General features: G+C 56.3%; 16 protein-coding genes and 2 tRNA genes. 15 read left to right on the top strand and 3 right to left on the bottom strand.

Annotated elements, in window-relative coordinates; all coding sequences use genetic code 11:
* Nucleotides 1-90: 90 nt before the first annotated feature.
* The 13 genes from H8E27_07770 (at nucleotide 91) to H8E27_07710 (ending at nucleotide 14,057) form a co-directional block, all read left to right on the top strand.
* A tRNA-Cys gene (locus H8E27_07770) sits at nucleotides 91-164 on the top strand.
* Nucleotides 165-288: 124 nt separating this feature from the next.
* Nucleotides 289-942: a cytochrome C gene (locus H8E27_07765; protein MBC8325506.1), complete on the top strand. Its 654-nt coding sequence runs from the start codon at nucleotides 289-291 to the stop codon at nucleotides 940-942.
* Between the two features lie 5 nt (nucleotides 943-947).
* Entirely contained in the window at nucleotides 948-4,187 is a 3,240-nt protein-coding gene (locus H8E27_07760; GenBank protein ID MBC8325505.1) for a TAT-variant-translocated molybdopterin oxidoreductase, read from the top strand.
* Complete coding sequence (gene nrfD / locus H8E27_07755; protein MBC8325504.1) at nucleotides 4,188-5,669, top strand: polysulfide reductase NrfD; 1,482 nt, start codon at nucleotides 4,188-4,190, stop codon at nucleotides 5,667-5,669.
* Nucleotides 5,666-6,202: a DUF3341 domain-containing protein gene (locus H8E27_07750; protein MBC8325503.1), complete on the top strand. Its 537-nt coding sequence runs from the start codon at nucleotides 5,666-5,668 to the stop codon at nucleotides 6,200-6,202. The genes nrfD and H8E27_07750 overlap by 4 nt, the downstream gene beginning before the upstream one ends.
* Complete coding sequence (locus tag H8E27_07745; protein MBC8325502.1) at nucleotides 6,199-6,912, top strand: c-type cytochrome; 714 nt, start codon at nucleotides 6,199-6,201, stop codon at nucleotides 6,910-6,912. The genes H8E27_07750 and H8E27_07745 overlap by 4 nt, the downstream gene beginning before the upstream one ends.
* The gene (locus H8E27_07740; protein ID MBC8325501.1) at nucleotides 6,912-8,186 is read left to right on the top strand and encodes a hypothetical protein; all 1,275 of its coding nucleotides are present in this window, start codon (nucleotides 6,912-6,914) and stop codon (nucleotides 8,184-8,186) included. The genes H8E27_07745 and H8E27_07740 overlap by 1 nt, the downstream gene beginning before the upstream one ends.
* Complete coding sequence (locus tag H8E27_07735) at nucleotides 8,186-8,935, top strand: cytochrome c (GenBank protein MBC8325500.1); 750 nt, start codon at nucleotides 8,186-8,188, stop codon at nucleotides 8,933-8,935. The genes H8E27_07740 and H8E27_07735 overlap by 1 nt, the downstream gene beginning before the upstream one ends.
* Nucleotides 8,936-8,964: 29 nt before the next feature.
* Nucleotides 8,965-9,348 carry a cytochrome c gene (locus H8E27_07730; GenBank protein ID MBC8325499.1) on the top strand — a complete coding sequence of 128 codons (384 nt, stop codon included), beginning with the start codon at nucleotides 8,965-8,967 and terminating at the stop codon, nucleotides 9,346-9,348.
* 4 nt (nucleotides 9,349-9,352) lie between these two features.
* Nucleotides 9,353-10,825, top strand: a complete 1,473-nt coding sequence (locus tag H8E27_07725) for a cbb3-type cytochrome c oxidase subunit I (protein MBC8325498.1) — start codon at nucleotides 9,353-9,355, stop codon at nucleotides 10,823-10,825.
* On the top strand, nucleotides 10,822-12,027 hold the full coding sequence (locus H8E27_07720; GenBank protein ID MBC8325497.1) for a cbb3-type cytochrome c oxidase subunit II: 1,206 nt from the start codon (nucleotides 10,822-10,824) through the stop codon (nucleotides 12,025-12,027). The genes H8E27_07725 and H8E27_07720 overlap by 4 nt, the downstream gene beginning before the upstream one ends.
* Nucleotides 12,024-12,638, top strand: coding sequence for a cytochrome c (locus H8E27_07715; protein MBC8325496.1), 615 nt, complete (start codon nucleotides 12,024-12,026; stop codon nucleotides 12,636-12,638). The genes H8E27_07720 and H8E27_07715 overlap by 4 nt, the downstream gene beginning before the upstream one ends.
* A gap of 9 nt (nucleotides 12,639-12,647) precedes the next feature.
* Nucleotides 12,648-14,057: a neutral/alkaline non-lysosomal ceramidase N-terminal domain-containing protein gene (locus H8E27_07710; protein MBC8325495.1), complete on the top strand. Its 1,410-nt coding sequence runs from the start codon at nucleotides 12,648-12,650 to the stop codon at nucleotides 14,055-14,057.
* Between the two features lie 10 nt (nucleotides 14,058-14,067).
* On the opposite strand, the gene H8E27_07705 is transcribed toward H8E27_07710, so the two are convergent.
* On the bottom strand, nucleotides 14,068-14,322 hold the full coding sequence (locus tag H8E27_07705) for a DUF2835 family protein (GenBank protein MBC8325494.1): 255 nt from the start codon (nucleotides 14,320-14,322) through the stop codon (nucleotides 14,068-14,070).
* 10 nt (nucleotides 14,323-14,332) lie between these two features.
* Entirely contained in the window at nucleotides 14,333-17,830 is a 3,498-nt protein-coding gene (locus H8E27_07700; GenBank protein MBC8325493.1) for a CHAT domain-containing protein, read from the bottom strand.
* 78 nt (nucleotides 17,831-17,908) lie between these two features.
* On the opposite strand from H8E27_07700, the gene H8E27_07695 reads away from it, so the two are divergent.
* Together H8E27_07695 and H8E27_07690 are read left to right on the top strand one after the other, a co-directional pair.
* Entirely contained in the window at nucleotides 17,909-18,508 is a 600-nt protein-coding gene (locus H8E27_07695) for a sigma-70 family RNA polymerase sigma factor (protein MBC8325492.1), read from the top strand.
* The gene (locus tag H8E27_07690) at nucleotides 18,508-19,335 is read left to right on the top strand and encodes a hypothetical protein (GenBank protein ID MBC8325491.1); all 828 of its coding nucleotides are present in this window, start codon (nucleotides 18,508-18,510) and stop codon (nucleotides 19,333-19,335) included. Before H8E27_07695 ends, H8E27_07690 begins: the two co-directional genes overlap by 1 nt.
* Nucleotides 19,336-19,358: 23 nt before the next feature.
* On the opposite strand, the gene H8E27_07685 is transcribed toward H8E27_07690, so the two are convergent.
* Nucleotides 19,359-19,445, bottom strand: a tRNA-Leu gene (locus H8E27_07685).
* Nucleotides 19,446-19,449 lie beyond the last annotated feature (4 nt).

Genomic DNA, 19,449 nt, shown 5'->3' with positions numbered 1-19,449 from the left:
CAAAAATCTTGGCGTCTTTGGGCCTTGGCGGTTCAATCCTCTCCGTCATTGACTTGAATGGGTAGCTTGTTTAACGTCTGCGCTTTCCACGGCGGGGTAGCCAAGTGGTAAGGCAGGGCTCTGCAAAAGCTCTATCACCGGTTCGATTCCGGTCCTCGCCTCCAAATTTACTCTTTTTCCGGAAAACCCACAAAAACAGCCCGTTTTTGGAGCTTGTGAAAAAAATCACAAAATCGCTTGCAAGATGCCGCCGGATACGTAGGATGCGCGCCGGAGCGGTTCTTTTGGATGTCTAACGTCTTCCCAAAATGGACCAATCGCCTGCCTTTAATTGCTTTGGTGGGCGGATTGGTGATGGGCGCCTGCGTAGTTGCAGGTGTTACGTATTATTTTACCCCCAAATATTCGCGGGTGGGTTATCAGCCGGTTCAGCCGGTTTCCTTCTCGCACGAGGTTCACGCGGGGCAGCTCGGAATGGATTGTCGTTACTGCCATGATGGCGTGGAGAAATCGTGGTTCTCAAACATCCCCGCCGCCGAAACCTGTATGCGCTGCCATACCTCGGTGTTGAAGGATGATCCCCGTTTGCAGCCGATCCGCGATGCGTTTGAAAACAAAAAACCCGTGAAGTGGGTGCAGGTGCATAAGCTGCCGGACTATGTTTATTTTAACCACTCGGTGCACGTGAATCGCGGGGTGAGCTGCGTGAAATGCCACGGGCGCGTGGATCAAATGGACGAGGTGAAGCACGCCAAGTCATTGAGCATGGCCTTCTGCCTTGATTGCCATCGCAGCCCGCACGAGCAAGTTCGGCCGCAGGGTGAGGTCTTTAATCTCGGCTGGGAGCCGGGCGAGGATTGGGTGGCCGAGCGCGAAGGCGCTGCATTGGTCAACAAAATGAAAGTGCGAACTTCCGAAAGCTGTTCGGCCTGTCATCGATGAACCAGATGAACGACGAATCTTCAATCCCTCAAACTGAATATTGGCGCAGTATTGGCGAAGCCAATGGCACGGCCGAGCACGCGGATTGGAGCGACAAGGAATTCCCCGAGGGAGCAATGGAGTTGCCCGAAGATTTTTCGCGGCGCGATTTTCTTAAGTTGATGGGTGCCTCCGCCGGCTTGGCGGGTGTGGGTTTGTTGGGCGTCGGTTGTCGGCGTCCGGTGGAAACCATCATTCCCTTTGGTAAACAACCCGAAGGATACACGCACGGCGTGCCGCAATTTTTTGCCACGGCACGGCCAACCGCCACCGGCGCGGTGCCCTTGGTGGTGAAGTCCGACGAAGGCCGCCCCACGAAGGTGGAAGGCAACGCCGATCATCCCGACAGCAATGGCGCAACCGATCTTCACTCCCAAGCCTCCATTCTGAATTTGTACGACCCCGACCGCGCGCGGGAATTCACCAAGCTCGGCGCAGCCATGAGTGACGGCCGCGCCAATGCCATTGAGGAACTGGACAATTTGGTGAAAGAAAACGTGCCAACCGCCTTTTTGATGGGCGCGGGCAACTCGCCTTCACGCTCACGGATGATTGCGAAAATCACCGAAAAAATGGGGTCGAACGCGAAGTTTTATGTGCACGAGCCGGTGGATTATTCGGTTCACACACGCGCGGCTTCGGCGGTTTTTGGCCGTGCGGTGAAACCGTTTTGGAAGCTTGATAAAGCGGAAATCATCTTGTCGCTCGATTGCGATTTCATCGGTACAGAAGAAGATTCCAGCCGCCATATGCGCGACTTTGCGCGTGGCCGTAAGCTGGCCAAAAACGAAGGCCGGATGAACCGCCTTTACCTCGCCGAAGCGTTGATGAGCCAAACCGGCGCCAACGCCGATCATCGCCAGCGAATGAACGCCAGCGCGGTGACTAATGCTGCGGGTTATCTGGCGGATAAGTTAGGCATCGCGGTAAACGGCTCGGTGGCCAAGCCTTCCAATTCGGAATGGCTCGATCAATGTATTGAAGATTTGAAGGCGCACGCCGGTTATGGTTTGGTGATGGCCGGTTATCGTCAGCCGCAAGCGGTGCACGAGTTGGTGAATCTCATCAACGAAAAACTCGGCAACCTCGGTCACGCGGTGGAGATTCGAACGAGTGACGCGGCTCCTGTCCAAGGCAACCTCCACGACCTCAAGGATGATCTCGGTAACGTTGAGCGCATCATCAACCTCGGTTGCAATCCGGCTTACGATGGCGGTGCGGATTTGGATTGGGCGAGCAACGCCAAAGGCAAGACCGCTTTTCGTCTCAGTCATTTTGCCGAAGACGAATCCAGCGAGGCCGCCGGCGTGGTCGCGCCGCGCGCGCATTACCTCGAAAGTTGGGGCGACGCTCGCACCAGCGATGGCACGCTTGTGCCGGTGCAGCCGCTCATCGCGCCGCTCTTCGATGGCCTTTCGGAACTCGAAGTGCTTTCCGCCTTTGCATACGGCATTGGTTCCTCCGGTAAACAACTTGCCAAGGAAGCGCACGAAATTGTGCAAGACACCTTGGCGCTGGAAAACAGCGATGCGAGTTGGGGGCACTTTTTACACAGCGGTTTTCTGGCCGAAAGCGCCGGTGGAAAACAGGATGAACTTTCAGGCAAGCCGGCCAGCGAATTGCCTTCAGCTGAAGCCATCAGCGAAACCAATCTTGAAGTCGTGTTCACGGCTGACCACAGCGTGGGCGATGGTGAGTTTGCCAACAATGGTTGGTGCCAGGAATTGCCGGATCCGATCACAAAAATCACGTGGGACAACGTGATGAGCATCAGCCGTGTGACCGGTGAAAAGCTCAAGCTTGGCAACGGGCAAGTGGCGAAGTTGACGTTGAATGGCCGTTCGGTGGAAGGCCCCATTTGGATTCAGCCGGGGATGGCTGATAACACAGTTTGTTTGCCATTGGGCTACGGCAAAAAACACGGCCGCATTGCGAATTTCAAGGGCGAAGGCGTGGGTTTCAACGCGTACGCGGTGCGCGATACGGATTTCCCAAACATCGCCATCGGCGGTAAGCTCGAGAAGACGGGCAAAGCGTATTCACTTTCCAGCACGCAGGAGCATTGGAGCATGGAAGGTCGGCCGATCATTCGCGAGGCAACGTTGGCGGAATATAAAGAGACTCCAAAATTCGCTCTCGAGATGGGCATAAAATCCCACGCGCGGAACGAAGGCAAAATTTACAAGCACCCTTATAAAGAACGCCCGAGCCTCAAGAGCGATGTGCATCAGTGGGGAATGTCGGTGGACCTCAGCAGTTGCACCGGTTGCAGCGCGTGCGTGGTTGCGTGCCAAAGTGAGAACAACATCCCCATCGTCGGCAAGGAACAAGTGGCCAATGGCCGCGAGATGCACTGGCTGCGCATCGACCGTTATTACACCGGCAAAGGCCACACCCCCAATGACAACGCCACGGCGGGTGATGACGAGCAGCATCTCGAGAAATGGATTGACGATCCGCAAGTTGTCAATCAGCCGATGATGTGCCAGCACTGCGAGAGTGCCCCGTGCGAAAGTGTCTGCCCCGTGAACGCCACGGTGCACGACGAGGAAGGCCTCAACGTCATGGCCTACAACCGCTGTGTGGGCACACGGTATTGCTCCAACAACTGCGCGTGGAAAGTGCGCCGTTTTAATTTCTTTGATTACAACAAACGTCCGCTCGACAAGCTGTACGATTCGCCGATGACCAAGCCTTCGTTGTTCTTCGATTGGATGAAGAGCCGCGAAAAGAGCAACCGCCCCGAGGACGAATGGGATTTGTTGAAGCTCGCCAAGAACCCGGACGTGAGCGTGCGGATGCGCGGTGTGATGGAAAAATGCACGTACTGCGTGCAACGCATCGAAGGCGCGAAGATCGCGCAAAAGGTCAAAGCCAAATCCGGCAACGACGTGCAAGTGCCGGCCAACGGAGTGAAGACCGCCTGCGAACAGGCTTGCCCCGCCGAGGCGATTACGTTCGGAAATTTATTGAACGACGCCGACGATGTAAACGCCGAGAAAGCCAACCCGCGCAATTACGAAGTGCTTGGCTTTCTCGACAACGTTCCGCGCACAACTTACCTCGCCAAGATTCGCAACCCCAACGCGGCGATGCCCGACGCGTACGAGAAACCGTTTAGCACTTCGGAGTATCATCCGGAAGACGGGCACGGGGGCGATCACGATAGTCACGATGGCCACAAAGACGGAAAGGCCGATCACTAAATGAGCGACGCCGCCGGACAATCCGCTCACGTTGTTGAGACGCATACGCCAAAGGAATTGGAACGGCAGCCGTTGGTGCTCAACAATCGTCCGTTGGGATGGATCACCGAGCAGGTGTGCGGCATTCTGGAGGGCGAAATGCCGAAGTGGTGGAACGTCGCCTTCGTGGTGAGTGTCCTCACTATGCTGATGTGCTTCGGCTACATCGGTTATTTGATTACCACCGGCGTGGGCGTTTGGGGCCTGAACCATCCGGTGGCCTGGGGATGGGCGATTGTGAACTTCGTTTTCTGGATTGGCATCGGCCACGCGGGCACGTTGATTTCCGCCATCCTCTTTTTGTTACGCCAAAAATGGCGGTGCTCCATTAACCGCACGGCGGAGGCGATGACCATTTTCGCGGTGATCTGCGCCGGCATTTTCCCGGGCATTCACGTGGGCCGCATTTGGCTGGCGTGGTGGCTCTTCCCCATTCCCAACGCCCACGGCATTTGGCCGCAATTCCGCTCGCCGCTGTTGTGGGATGTGTTTGCGGTGTCGACTTATTTTACCGTGTCACTGCTCTTTTGGTATATGGGCTTGATCCCCGATCTCGCGACCATCCGCGATCGCCTCCGCATTGCGGGCAAGAAACTCAATTCCGGTTTGGACTGGATGATCAACCGTTTCAAACAATTCGCCTACGGCTTCTTCGCGATGGGTTGGACCGGCAGTAACCGCCACTGGCGCAATTACGAAAAGGCGTACCTCCTGCTCGCGGGCCTGAGCACGCCGCTCGTGCTTTCGGTGCACTCGATCGTGTCGTTTGACTTTGCGGTGTCGCAGGTGCCCGGCTGGCACACCACCATTTTCCCGCCCTACTTCGTGGCCGGCGCGGTGTTCTCCGGATTCGGCATGGTGCTCACGCTGATGATCCCAATGCGGGCGCTCTTCAAGCTGGAGGAAATCATCACCATCCGTCACCTCGAATTGATGTGCAAAGTCATCATCGCCACCGGCACCATCGTGGGCTACGCGTACGGAATGGAATTTTTCATCGCGTGGTACGGCGGCAATCCGTACGAGCTGTACGCGTTCAAGAACCGCGCCTTCGGCCCGTATTGGTGGGCGTATTGGACGATGATTTCCTGCAACGTCATCAGCCCGCAACTCTTCTGGTTCAAGTGGTGCCGCACGTCGCCGTGGTTTATTTTTATAGTCTCCATTTTTGTAAACATCGGAATGTGGTTCGAGCGCTTTGTGATCGTGGTCACCTCGTTGCACCGCGATTATCTGCCCTCAAGCTGGGGATATTACAGCCCCACGCGCGTGGATATTTTGACCTTCGTGGGCACATTCGGATTGTTTATGACGCTCTTCCTGTTGTTCGTCCGATATTTGCCGACCATTGCCATCAGTGAAGCCAAAGGCGTGACGCCACAGGCCGATCCGCATCACAAGTTGGGCGGCGCAAAACCAGATCAGGAAGGCGCGCACTCATGAGCCAGCCGTTCGCCATCATTGCCGAGTACGATACACCCGCTGACATCATGGCTGCGGCAGAAAAAGTGAAGGCTGCCGGCTACGAAAAATGGGACGTACACACGCCATTCCCCGTGCACGGTATGGACGACGCGATGGGCTTGGATAATGCGAAGGTCGGTTGGTTCACATTCTTCGGCGGCATCACGGGTCTGACGGCCGGGATGTTGATGATTTATTTCATGAATAAGGTCGACTACGACATCGTGGTCGGCGGCAAGCCACTCTTCAGCGGATTCTATGCCTTCCCGGTGGCCTATGAAATGACCATTCTGCTCGGCGCATTCGGGTCACTCGGCGGGATGTTTATTTTGAATCGACTGCCGCGCCATCATAATCCGTTGTTGGCGAATGACCGGTTCGCGGCGGTGACGGATGACAAATTTTTTGTGGTCATCGAATGCGACGACCCCGCCTACGATGAAGCCGCCACCCGCGCGCTGCTCGAAGCCACCGATCCGCAACACATCGAAATGGTGGAGGACGCACAATGAGATACGTGCTAATCGGCATTGCGATGGTGGCCTTTATGGTCGTGGCCTTGGCCGGCTTCCGCGGAGACATCTCGCGCAAACCGCCGCTGGAAGTGATTCCGGATATGGATCGCCAGCCAAAGCTGCGGCCGATGGAGCCGAACGCATTTTTCAAAAATGGTCTCAGTTCGCAGCCATTAGTCAAAGGCACCGTGGCGCGCAGTGAACCGTTGGTGACCACCAGCGGCAAAAAAGTGTATCCCTTCCAAACCGATCACGCGGTGAATAAAGGCTACACGATTGAAGATGGCGCGACGAATTACGTTTCCATTCCGCTGCCGGTGACGATGGAATTTGTGGAACGCGGTCGCGAGCGGTTTAGGATTTCCTGCGTTCCCTGCCACGGCGCGCAAGGCGATGGCAATGGCATCGTGGGCAAATTCGGCTTCAGCGGCATCCGCGATTTGCACGGCGAACCGGCCTTGAAACTTCCCGATGGCGCCATTTTCAAAATTATTTCCGAAGGGCAACAATCGTCTCCAACCGAAGCGGGAATGTTGGGCTACGCCTCGAACATCGAAGTGGCCGATCGCTGGGCCATCGTGGCTTATGTGCGCGCGCTGCAGCTGAGCCGATTGGGCGATGCAAAAAAAGATAACGTGCCCGCGCGGTTTTTGATTCAGGAAAAAGCGGCCGAATCCGCTGAAGCAAACGGGGAGGGCACTGAATAATGAGCACCGAAACCGCCACCGTGCCTGTGCAGCAACAAGAAACTCAATGGCGCAGCATTCCGCAAATCGCGGTGGTGTTCGGCGTGTTGCTTTGTATTTATGGTTTCATCGATGACAAGCAGCAGTTTGCTTATTCCTATCTCACCGCGTTTATGTTTTTCCTGAGCATCGGGCTCGGCTCGTTGTTCCTCGTGTTGGTGCATCACCTGTTCGATGCCGGTTGGTCCGCACCCATTCGCCGCTATCTTGAACACTTGTCCTGTTTGCTATTTCCCTGGCTGGGCATTGCGTTTATTCCCATCGGATTTCTGGCGATGGATATTTATCCGTGGATGCATTTGGATCCGCACGCCGATCACGCATTACACGCGAAGGCCGCGTTATTCAACAAACCGATGTGGTACGCGGCTTCGGTGGTTTTGTTTTTAATTTGGGGTTGGCTCACGCATCGGTTGCGTTACTGGAGTTTACAGCAGGATAAATCCGGCACCGAAGCGTTCGAGGGCAAATTGGTTTTCCCGGAAAACCTGATGGCCGGTTTCACGCGTAATTTTCAAGGGCTCTCGTTTGAAAAAGACAACCAACAGGTGATGTGCACGCGGATGATGCGCATTCACGCGGGTTACGGCGTGGTGCTCTTTGCCTTCTCGCTTACGCTCGGCTCCATCCTTTGGATGAAGAGCATTCAGCATCAATTTTTCAGCACGATGTACGGCGTATATTATTTCGCCGGCAGTGTGTGGCTGAGCATTTCCACCGCGTGGATCATCGGTCGCGTTCTCAAAGCGCGCGGGCATTTGCCGCAGCTGCATAAACTACAATTTTATCACCTCGGCACCATGCTGCTGGCGTTCACGGTGTTCTATGCGTACATCCATTTTTCTCAATATTTTCTGATTTGGAATGCAGCGGTGCCGGAGGAAACCTTCTGGTACGTAATGCGCGAAAAAGGCACGTGGATGTACGTCGGCGTGGCGCTCATCGTCGGACACTTTGTGATTCCCTTCCTCGCGCTGCTGCGCATTGATGGCAAACTCACCAACAAACTGATGGTGCCCATTTTCGTCTGGGTGGTGCTGATGCACTATATGGATATGACATTTAATGTGATGCCGGAAATCCATCCCAACGGCCCATCGCCCGCGTTGGCGGATGTGGGCGCGTGGCTGTTGATCGGCGGCTGTCTTGCAACGATTTTTATCCGCAATCTATTTGACCATCCGGTTTGCCCGTTACGCGATCCGCGTATGGGCGAGGCATTGGAACGACACTGATGAGCCACGAAACACCACAAACTGAAACCACCGATGCCGCGCGCCCCAGTTGGGCCACGCACGAGTTGGCGGCGTTGGCGCTTACGGTGGTGCTCGCCGTGTGGGTGGTCGCCAAATGGGGCGCAACGGTGCAGCCGGTGGCAGACACCGAGCGTGGCGAAAAACGCGCAGAAGAATTGGCCAAGCTGCACGCTGCAGATGAAAAAGTGCTCAACAATTTTGGGGTCGCGGATGAATCGCTCAAGCGCTATCGCATCCCCATCCAAAACGCGATGACATTGGTGGCTGAATTGGGTGCTGAAAATATTTCAAAAGAAGTTGCCGTACGCACTGCGCCTCCGTCGGAATTGAAATTGGTGGAAATTCCGGATCCGGATTTTTTGGCGGATGTCTCGGAGTTGGACAACCCCGGTCTCATCACGCAAGGCAAGATACTGTTTCAGACCAGGATTTGTTTTACCTGTCACCAGACTGATCCGGCCGTACCCGCGCCTGCGGGGTTGGCTCTTAAAGCACCCAATTTCATCGGGGATTTTTGGGGCAAGGAACGGTTGGTGCACAAAGGCATGGGCGGCCCGCTGGAGCGGGTAATAATGGGGCCGGGATATTTTGCGGAGTCCGTTTCGGCAACAGGCTCGGGTGCGCGCGTGGTCAAGGGTGCGGTCAGCCCGATGCCGCCGCCGCCGCCGGTGACGGAAGAAGAAGTGAAAGCGCTGATGGCCTACGTGCGCAGTTTGAGCGCGGAATAAAGATGAACGTGAAATCGATTATTTTAATTGTGACCGTACTTGCAACAGTGAGTGCGCGTGCGGATGAGAAAGCACTGATCGCCAAAGGCAAAACGTTGTTCCTGTCGAAGATTTGTTTTACCTGCCACCAAACAGATCCGGCCGTGCCGGCACCGGCGGGATTGGCGTTGAAGGCACCGGCATTTCTTGGCGAGTTTTGGGGCACGGAACGCGAAGTGGCGTTGGGCCTGGGTGGCAAAGTGGTGAAAGTGAAATTGGATGATAAATATTTTATCGAGTCGGTGAAAATGCCGATGGCCAAAGTGGTGAAAGGCGCGCTGGTGCCAATGCCGCCTCCCCCGCCCATTACCGATGAGGATATCGCGGCGCTGATGGCTTATGTAAAGAGCCTGAGCAAGCCTGAGAAAAAATAATTTGATGAGCGAGTTGACTGACAATATTGCACCCGAAGCGACGCCGGAGGAAATCAACGCCTCCTGCCGTTGGCCGGTGATGTTTCTGTTTTTCAGCGCGGCGCTTTGGCTTCTGAAAGCGGCGGTCATCGGTGTGATGGGTTCATTCAAACTGCATATGCCGGAATTTTTGTCCGACATTTCCTTTTTAACCTACGGCCATTTGCAGGCCAACGCGTGGGTGGCATTTCTCTTTGGCTTCGGCGGCAACGCGGGCCTCGGCCTCACGCTGTGGATGCTCAGCCGCTTGCGCGGCGCACCGTTGGCGCGGCCGGGCTTTGTCATTGCGGGTGCGGTGCTTTGGAATGTGGGTGTCACCGCCGCATTAGTGGGCATCACGTTGGGCGATCAAAGTGGTGTGGCAGGATTAGAACTGCCGGTGTACGCCGGTCGCGTGCTGTTGATTGGGCAGGCGTTCATCGCGTTCAGTGCGATCCTGACTTATTTCTCGCGCCGACACAAACAGCTCTACCCGAGCACGTGGTATTTAATGGCGGCGCTGATTGCTTTCCCTTGGATCGTTGGCACGGCGCATTGGTTGCTGGCGGCAACGCCTGTGCGCGGCGCGGCACAAATTCCCGTGGGCCATTGGGCGGCGACGAGTTTGCTACAGGTGTGGATGGGCTGTCTCGGCTTGGCGGCGGTGTTGTATTTTATCCCAAAAATTATCGGCCGCGAATTGTTCAGCCGCCAATGGGCGGCGTTTGGGTTTTGGATGTTGCTGCTTTTGGGCGGTTGGGTGAATTTGAATTCGGGTTCGCCCCTGCCGGTTTGGCAAATCAAGCTGAGCCAACTGGCGTCCGGCCTGTTCATCTTTGTGGTCATCGCCGTCGGCTGGAACCTCCGCCAAACCGCCCGCGGAGTGCCGTTGCTCGGTTCGGAAAATGTGACGCTCAAGTTTATGGGCTTCGCGCTGGGGGCGTGGGTTGTTTCGGGACTGTTCACCTTCTGCAACGTGTGCCCTGAGTGGAATGCCATTTTGCAATTCACGTACGCGAACACCGCACTGCGGCAACTCTTCGCGTGGGGCTTCTTCGCGATGGCGATGCTCGGCGGAATTTATTACGTGGCACCGCGTTTGCTCGGCTCGAATCTCGATTGGCCCTGCGGAGCACAGATAATTCGAGTCTTCCAATTAAACGCTGTGGGCGTAGTGATCATCACACTGGCAGGCGTGGGAATGGCTTGGGGGCACGGACAGGCGTTGCAACAAACCGGCATCGACGCCGCGGCATTGCAAACCAAAGCGATTATGCCATTGCGCATTGCGTTTCTTGGCGAGGTTTTATTTATGGTGAGCAGTTTGATTTTTCTGGGCAGTTTAATGTGCCTTTTGTTTCGCAACTGTTGCGGTGAATTGAGCCCGATGGCACTTTGGCGGCAGATTCGCGAAGGCGATCAAAATGAAACTGTTGAAACGGAAGGAAGCGCGCAATGAACAAAGCCCCGTGGATTTTCTTGGGTGTGCTTTTCACGCTGAGCCTTTCGTGGTGGGGAATGGTGTTTGGCCCCTCCGTACAGCTCGCCGGGCAATCGGCGGATAAAGGAGACGGCACGGCAGTGTTGCATCGTGTGGGGCTCGCCAAACAGGGCGAACAGGTGTACCGCGAAAACGGCTGTTATTATTGCCACACCCGCACGGCCACCGGCGGCGAGTTCGGCTACGAATTGCGTCTTACGCAGCTGGGTGATGATCGCGAAATTACCGACGAGGTTTTAGGTGATTCCGTTAAAGAAGGAGATGATAATCATCGATTGATTAATTTGGCGTTTGCTTTCAAAACCGTTGCGAAATCCAGGAAAGCAGTCGTCGACGCCAGCCAAGCAGCAACCGAAGCCAAGGATGAAGAGAAGGCGGAATTGGAAGCCGCCGCCGCAGACGCGGAGAATGCATTAGCTTCCGCATACGCTTCGTTCAAAACCACCTTTACCAACGCTGCCTCGGGGATCAGTGACCAGAAGGGGAAAGATAATCTGTTGTTTGCCGCGTACGGATTGTCGGGCGTTGAGTTGAAAGAAAAAAGCGTGATGACGCGGCTGGGCATGGGCGAGCAAATTGTTGAGGCTAACAAAAAAATTGCCGATGAAGCAGTGATCAAGCTCACTGACGGAACCGCCAAATGGAATGCACGCATCAATCCGAAAAGCGCGGTGCGGTTGAAAGATTTGGTGCGTGGATTAAAAACCCGCGCCGGCGCACAGTTTAAGCTCCAACCGGTGGTTATCAAATGGCCGGATGTGCAAAACGGCGTGGCCTTAAGGCAGTCTGTTTCACGCGATTTTATGCACGATGCCCACGCGATGCCGGGCGTGATGCGGCTGGGGCCGGACCTCGCCAATGCAGGCGGCAAGCCGGCGCTTGTGAAAGCAAATCAATTTTATCTTCACCTGTATCAGCCGCGCCTCATCAGTGAAAAATCGGCGATGCCGCCGTATCGTTATTTGTTCCGCAAAGTAAAACTCAACGCCGGTGAAGCCGCGCCGGACAATGCGTTGAAGCACGCGGACTTGGAGGAAGGCTACGCCATCATCCCCACCGAAAAAGCGGAGGCGTTATTTGAATTTTTGAAAAGCCTCCGCACCGACGCGCTTCCCGAAGCGCCCCTCGTGGATAACCCACAACCGGTTAACGACCAATGAGCGAAGATTTTTCCAACGTGAACGAGCAAAACGAACCCAGCAGCGGGGGCGCGCAAATGCCGATGGGGATTTTCATTGGGCTCATCCTGCTCGGCTACATCGGCTGTTACAAAGTGGATCAGTTGAATGCAAACTTCGCGGCTAACGTGCACGCGCCGTTTAGCGAGCCGGATGAAGTGGCTTCGCTCGCGCCTTCCGCCCAGGAATTATTGGTGGCGCGTGGCAAACAAATCTATGCCAAAAATTGCGTGGCCTGTCACCAAGCCAATGGCGCGGGCTCGGGCACTGATATCCCACCGCTGGCGGGTTCCGAATGGGTGAAGGGCGATCCGGCAACGATTGTGGCGATCGTGCAAAAGGGATTGATCGGACCAATCTCCGTGGCCGGTAAAAACTATGGAGCGGGGACGATGACCCCTGCCGGCGAAACGCTTAGCGCGGATGCATTAGCCGCTGTGATTTCTTTTGTGCGCACCGAATGGGGCAATGGTGGAGACATCATCAGCGCCGACGTGGTCAATGCCGCCCGCAAATCTGTAAACGACAGTGGCCAAAGCGGGCAATGGACGGTGGAGGGTTTGAAGGCCGCCGGATTCGCAATTCCGGAGTAGCCATTTCGTTTGGCAAAACGGCTTTGCCAAACCGTGCTGCGTCTGGGAGCATCCGGCATGATCCATTGGCTGGCGCTTTTTCTATTTCTCCTGTGCCCTTTGCAATTGCTTCGCGCGGCGCATTTTTCCATCGCTCCCTTCACCGCGGACGTCACGGTGCCCATCGGTCATGGGATGATGGGTGGATTGTGGCAGGCGAAAAACGTGGCCGATCCGTTGTATGCAAAAGGTGTGGTGTTGCTGGGCGGACAAAGGCCGGTGGTATTCGTCTCGGTTGATTGGTGCGAAATTCGCAATGCCGCCTTTGATCGTTGGCGCGAAGTATTGGCCAAAGCCGCCGGGACAACGCGCGATTACGTGTTGGTCAGCGCCATTCATCAGCACGAGGCACCTGTGGCAGATCTCGAGGCACAACGGATGCTGGCCCGTCTCAAACTGAAGGGCAGCATCTGTGATTTAAAGTTTCATGAAACCGCCGTGCAACGCGTGGCGGCGGCAGTGCGGGCGGCGATGAACAATCCAACCCCGATCACACACCTCGGGCTGGGGCAGGCGAAAGTGGAAAAGATTGCCTCCAACCGGCGTTACGTTTTGCCCGATGGCAAGGTGAGCTTTGGTCGCGGCAGCGCGAGTGGCCGCAATGTGTTGGCGGCTAATGCCCCGGAGGGCGTCATTGATCCGTGGCTGAAGACGATGAGTTTCTGGAATGGCGATCAACCGCTTGCCGCGCTCAGCGGTTATGCGACCCATCCGATGAGTTATTATCGCACGGGCGAAATTTCATCGGATTTCCCCGGGTTGGCGCGGGCGCGGCGGCAGAAAGATACGCCGGGTTGTCTGCAAATTTATTTCAGTGGCGCCAGTGGCAATGTGACTGCCGGCAAATACAATACCGGCGCGCGCACGAATCGTGCTGTGCTGGCTAACCGGCTCTACGACGGGATGGCGGCGGCGTGGAAGAACACGAAACGACAGTCGTTGACGAAAATGGGGGTGCGCATTGCGCCGGTGAAGTTTGCCCCGCGAAATCACAAGGGATTCACGGAGGCGGATTATCTGGCCAAACTTAAGCCCGGTGTGGATCCGTGGCAGCAATGTTTGGCGGCAATGGGACTGAGCTGGCGTCGGCGGTGCGAGCGTGGTCAACCGGTGGAAATTCCCATTGTGGATTTTGGTCCGGCGATGTTGCTGTTGTTGCCGGGTGAGAGTTATGTGGAGTTCCAATTAGCGGCACAACGGTTGGCCAAAAACACCTTCGTGCTGGTGGCCGGCTATGGTGAGAGCGGCACGGGTTATGTGCCCACGGCAAAACACTGGCAGGAAAAAGACGGCAATCTGCACGACTGGTGCTGGGTGCACCCAGGTGCGGAGGAGGCGCTGCTCAACGCGTTGGCGCGCGGGATGCACAGGAAAAAGTAGTTGTTGAAACTTATGCCTCCGCGTCGAGATTTTGACGGGGCTTGGTTTCCAACCGGTCAATGGCTTGGAATTTATGTTTTTGGTCGGTGGTGACGATGAACAATCCATCGATGCCGTCTTTACTGATGAAGGGGTGCAGCACTTTGAAGGGGAGCTGTACCGTGCGCCCGTCGGCGGCGTCGGCGATGACCCAACGGGTTCGGCCACGATAATAATTTTCCACCTGCTGGGTCGTGAGCCGGATGGAAACGGTGATTCGAATCATCTGATTGAAGTCAGCGCCATTGGCCGGTGAGGGTGAAGGCGGCCCAAAAGTAAGGGCTGGCAGTGTCTTCGTTTTGGCGTAATTCGCGTTGGGCGCGGCGCAGGGCTTCGGCGCGCGGCACGCCCGATTGCCAGTGGGCCATGAAATTTTTCATCAGCGATTGCGTGGCGGCGTTGCTCACGGGCCAATGACTGGCGAGCACCGCTTCGGCGCCGGCGATCCGGAAGGCGCGCCGGAGTGATATCACCCCTTCGCCGGCGTGAATTTCGCCCACGGAACTTTCGCAGGCGCTGAGGATGACCAGCTCGGTTCCGTGTAAATTGAGTTGTGCGGCTTCCAATCCAGTAAAGAGCCCGTCATCGGCCATGCCAATGGGGCGGGCGGTAAGATGGTTGATGCCGGCGAGGGCGATCCCGCAACGGAGCAGTGGATTATGGGCGTGGAGGCTCGGGGATTCGCCCGCGGGGAATTCGATTGCGGGCCGGCTGCGAAAGTAAACTGCGTGTGAGGAAAGATGGAGTACGCTCGGGTGGGTGATTTTCTTGAGGCGCGCTTCGCTCGCTTCGGTGCCGGTGAGCAAGAGGGTGTCTTTCCCGAGGGCCTGCGCGATGGCGTGGGTTTCGGGTATTGAATGGGGCAGGGGCCGGAAGTGGAGGTCGGTTTTAAGAGGTGGCTTGGGCGAACCAAATTCAACGGCGCCGAGCACGACGGCGGGGGTGGGTTTGCTTTCGGATGGCCCGCGCTCCTCGATGGTCTTTGTCAATCGCGCCAGTTCACGACCGCTGCTAAGGTAACTGATGATTTTATGATCAAGCCAAAATTTGTTGCCGGTTTTGAGCAGTTCGAAGGGCAATCGTCCCAGTTGGGCGTCGGGGCAAATGAGCAGGTGTTCGGCGTCGCGGGTGGCTTTCCAGAGGGGTTGACCGATGAGCTGGCTGAGGGTGGCGAGGACGGGATCAAGTTGCCGGGGCGCGATAAGTTTTTGATACATTAAACGGTGCAATTCGGTGATGGCCTGGTCGATGGGCGCGGCGGGGCCGAGGTCGAGGCGTTTAACATTGGGGAGGGTGTCGGGCTCGGGCGGTGGGGGAAAGGTGAGGTAGGCGGCATAGCGGGAGTGGGCGGGCAGATCATCAGTGGCGAGCTGCCGGTAGCGAACAAAATCGATAAGCACCCCGCGCGCGGGAAGTTGGCGGGCCAGATCTTTGAGTTGCGCGGAATTGGCGGCGAGTTGGCGGGCGAGTTGGGCGTCGCTTTTGGTTATGAGGCGGGCGAGGTTGGCTTTGGCCGTGCGAAGTTCGGCTTCCAGTGTGGCGCGTTGGCGGATGGTTTCGGCTAGGGCTTCGGGCTTTTGATTCGGTCGGCGTTCCAGTGCCTTCAGGCGCAGTTGCAGGCGGGTGATGCGTTCGGTCAGTTGGGAAATCCCGTTGGTGCGGGTGGTGCCCAGGGTGCGGATGCGGCTTTGGGCCCAGCGAATTTCCTCGAGGCTGGCTTTGCTGAGGGTGAGCTGGTCGGCCCCGAGGCGCACGGCTTTGGGTGAATGGGCCGCGGCGGCAGCACAGGCGGATTGGAACAGCGTGATACTGGTTTGTTGGCTGTGCAGGTATTTGAGGGCGGTGGCTTCGCTCAATTGGCCAAGTACTTGTTGGAAATGGGATTGCTGGCGGGTTAACATTTCGGTGAGCACGTTGAGCTGGAGTTCGGGCTCTTGGTTTTGCCGGTGGAATTCGGCGAGGTTGCCGAGGTGGATGAGGAATTCCGGATCGTTTTCCAGTTTGAGTTTGCGGAGCAGCTGAAGGGCTTTCTGTTGGCACTCGGTGGCGATCGGATATTCTTTAAATTGAAAATGCATTCGGGCGAGGTTGCTGAGCACGGTGGCCACTTCGCGGTGTTCGGGGCCGAGGCGCTGACGGGTGAGGGTGAGCACGTTGCCGTAAAGATCGGCCGCTTCATCGCGCCGACCCAGCTCGCCGGCGGTGCGAGCGAGGCGCATCAGGTTTCGGATCCGGGCGGGCTGATGTGTTGCCTGCGGGGTGTGATCGGCAATTTGGATTTTCCGGATGAGGGTGTATTCTGCGTGGGCGTCGGCTATTTTCTTATTCATTTCCATCAAAAACGCGCGCTCGCCGCGGATGGCCAGCGTGCGAGCGTGGTCGGGGCCATACCATTTTTTGTGGATTTCCAAACTACGATCGAGCAGCGGCTCGGCCGCAGGAAGGTCGTGCATCGCTACGCGCAGCTCGGCCAACGAGGCAAGGATGAGCGCGGTTTCCTCATGATCGGCGCCCAGCGTTTTTTGGGCGATTGCCTGCGCGCGTTTGAGGAGTTTGAGTGCCTGCGGGAATTGCCCTTTGCGCTGATGAAGCTGGGCGAGGTTTTGCAGTGAGGCGCAAAGGATGGCGTTCTCGGGCCCGTGGGTGAGGGTATAAATCTGAAGTGCTTCCTGATACAGGGAAAAGGCGCGGTCGGCTTGTCCGATTCCATCAAAGATTTTGGCTTGGTCGGATAGCATCTGGGCGAAGCGCGGATGGGTTTTGCCTTGGGTATTGGCGACTTGCTGCACGGCCCGGTTAACCGTTTTGAGGGCTTCAACGAAGTTTCCCTGCCTGAGTTGTTGACGGCTGATGAGGGACAACAGATTGGCGTGCATCGGGTGCTTGGGCTCGTTGAGGGCGGCGAGAATTGTTTGGGAGCGTTGATAAAGCGGCATCACCTTGGCATCCTCGCTGCGCGCAAGGTGGAGTGAGGCTTGCACGGTGAGTGTGATGATCAGGTCGATGCCGGCCGGTTGTTTTTCCAAAATCTTCAGGCCGGATTGGAGATGCTTGGTGGATTCCTGATGTCGGCCGAGATTGATGAGGTTTTCAGCCATTCGTAATTGCAACCGCGCCAACCGGATAGAATCCGCCGGCAAAGTGGCTTGTGCGGCGGGCAGGTTTTTTTGCAATAGCGCGACTGCCTCGGGATAGTGGCGGAGGTCGCGGTACACATCGGCGAGCGCGCCGGCGGAGATGAGCAGGGTGAGATGGCCGGCGGGCAACGTCTTGGCTTTGGTTTGATAATATTGTTGCAGATAGGGCAGGGCGCGGGTCAGCTCGCCACGGTTGCGGTGAATACGGCCAAGTGCAAGCCAGTTGGAAGTGAAGATCGTGTTCGGAATTTTTATGCCGGCTTTGGCGCATTGGCCGGCGATGGTAAGGCTGGCTTCGTGCGCGCGCCGCGCTTCCTGCGCCGCGTTCAGCCCCGAGTGCGCGACCCCAAGGTACAGGAAAAAAACGGCGGTATTGGGGGTGTTGAGTTCACCGATTTTTTCCTGAATACGGTTGCATTCCTCGAGCAGCGGAATGGCGTCGCGATAATTTTTTTTGTTGAAATTGACTGTCGCCTCTTGGCTGAGGGTTTTGCGTTGGGCTCGAAGTTCTGAGATTTCCGCAGGAGACAGGGGCTCAGCCGCCTCACACGGCAGGGCCAAAGCTAGCAGCAGCAGGATGTGACGGGACAACCTCACACGGGGATTTTAGGCAATCTTTTTAGCATCGGCAAGCATGGCTTGTGTGTTTGCTTTTCTCGGGCTATGGTATGGGGAATGAACCTGCCTCACATCGGACAATTGCAAGATGGCGATTCGGAGGCGTGGGACGTGGTATTCAATTGGCTTTGGCCCAAATCCCTCAATATTTCCAGCCAGATTTTGGGGCCTATTGCGCCGGCCGATGTCGAAGATGTGGCGATTGAGGCATTCACCCACTTGTTCCGGAAAATGCACAAGATACAATCCACCGAAAGATTACCCTCCTTGATGGTGGTGATTACCAAGAATTGCGCCCGAAGCCACCTTCGCAAACTGAGTGCGACCAAACGTGGATACTTCAATACCGTCCCCATGAACAGTGTGTTGGAGGAAGAGATACTCGTCGATGATGGAAATCCATTGGAATCCATGAAAAACCGCGAATTATTCGATTTGCTCGAACACATCCGAATGGAATTACCCGGTCGAACCGCCCGATTCATTCAGGAATACTACCTAAAAGGCCTCTCCCATCGGGATATCGCGGCCCGCTATGGTTTGCCTGTTTCGACCGTAAGCAGCCGTATTTGCCATGGTTTACGGACATTGCGCGAAGCATTAGAAAAAAAATCTATTTTTTTCAACGATTTGCCCTCTAGAATGCGTATTAATTAATGAAGGGCCGACGTGCTCCTGAAGACGCAATTAACCGCCAACAATTGATGCGAGACGAATTACTAGAACTGGTAATGAACAAAGCCACCGGCAGAGCCTCCGAGGAGGACCTGAACCGGATCGATGCCATTCTTGAGCTGGAACCCAACCTATGGGACGACTACAACCAATGGCACCGCGACATGCCCGCCCTGCGCGGCGCGATGTGTTTTGCCGCCGCCGCCGCGGAAGATCGGCATCAATTGCCCGAGCACATCCGCAAAGAACTTCGCGCCCGCATGCGCGCCGTCCTCCGCAAGCCCCAGCCCAATTACGACCGGCTGATGGAGCTCGTCAACAAACCGCCCAACCCCCAACCCTCCTGGCGCTGGGCCGTGGCCCCCGCCGTAGGCTTGGCTGCCATCATGGTGATCTCACTCGTCCTCTTCAATAATCGCCCCGAGGAAGATCCCCCAGCACAGCCGGAAGTGGTCAATCTACCCCAACAACCGGCCGCGCCCGTCATCCAAGTGGCCCTGCTCGACATCGTGGGTGCCACCCGAGGGCCGGAAGATCCGACCCTCAAACTATTCCAAACCGAGTGGCCCGAAGTACAAGTGCACCAATTCAGCCGCAGCGCCAAATCCCGCGATTGGCTCACCCAATGGCCCCTCAGTGCCCGCGGCCCCGTTTGCAAAATTTTCTACAATCAATCCGCCGGCGAACTCCAACTCATCGCCATCGTGAACCAACAAAAACACGAAACCCGCTTCGAGCTAAACGATGTTTCCGAGCTCCCTCAACTCATTCAAAAAGCAAAAGATCAGCTTATTGAATGGTTGAAATGATCCTGACGATCAATTGAAAAAGATGGTACCGGAGGAGGGACTCGAACCCACACTTCCTTGCGAAAAGCGGATTTTGAATCCGCCGCGTCTACCAATTCCGCCACTCCGGCATGC

This window comes from Limisphaerales bacterium, assembly GCA_014382585.1.
Lineage (GTDB): Bacteria > Verrucomicrobiota > Verrucomicrobiia > Limisphaerales > UBA1100 > JACNJL01.
This window is presented reverse-complemented; position numbering and strand designations above follow the sequence as displayed.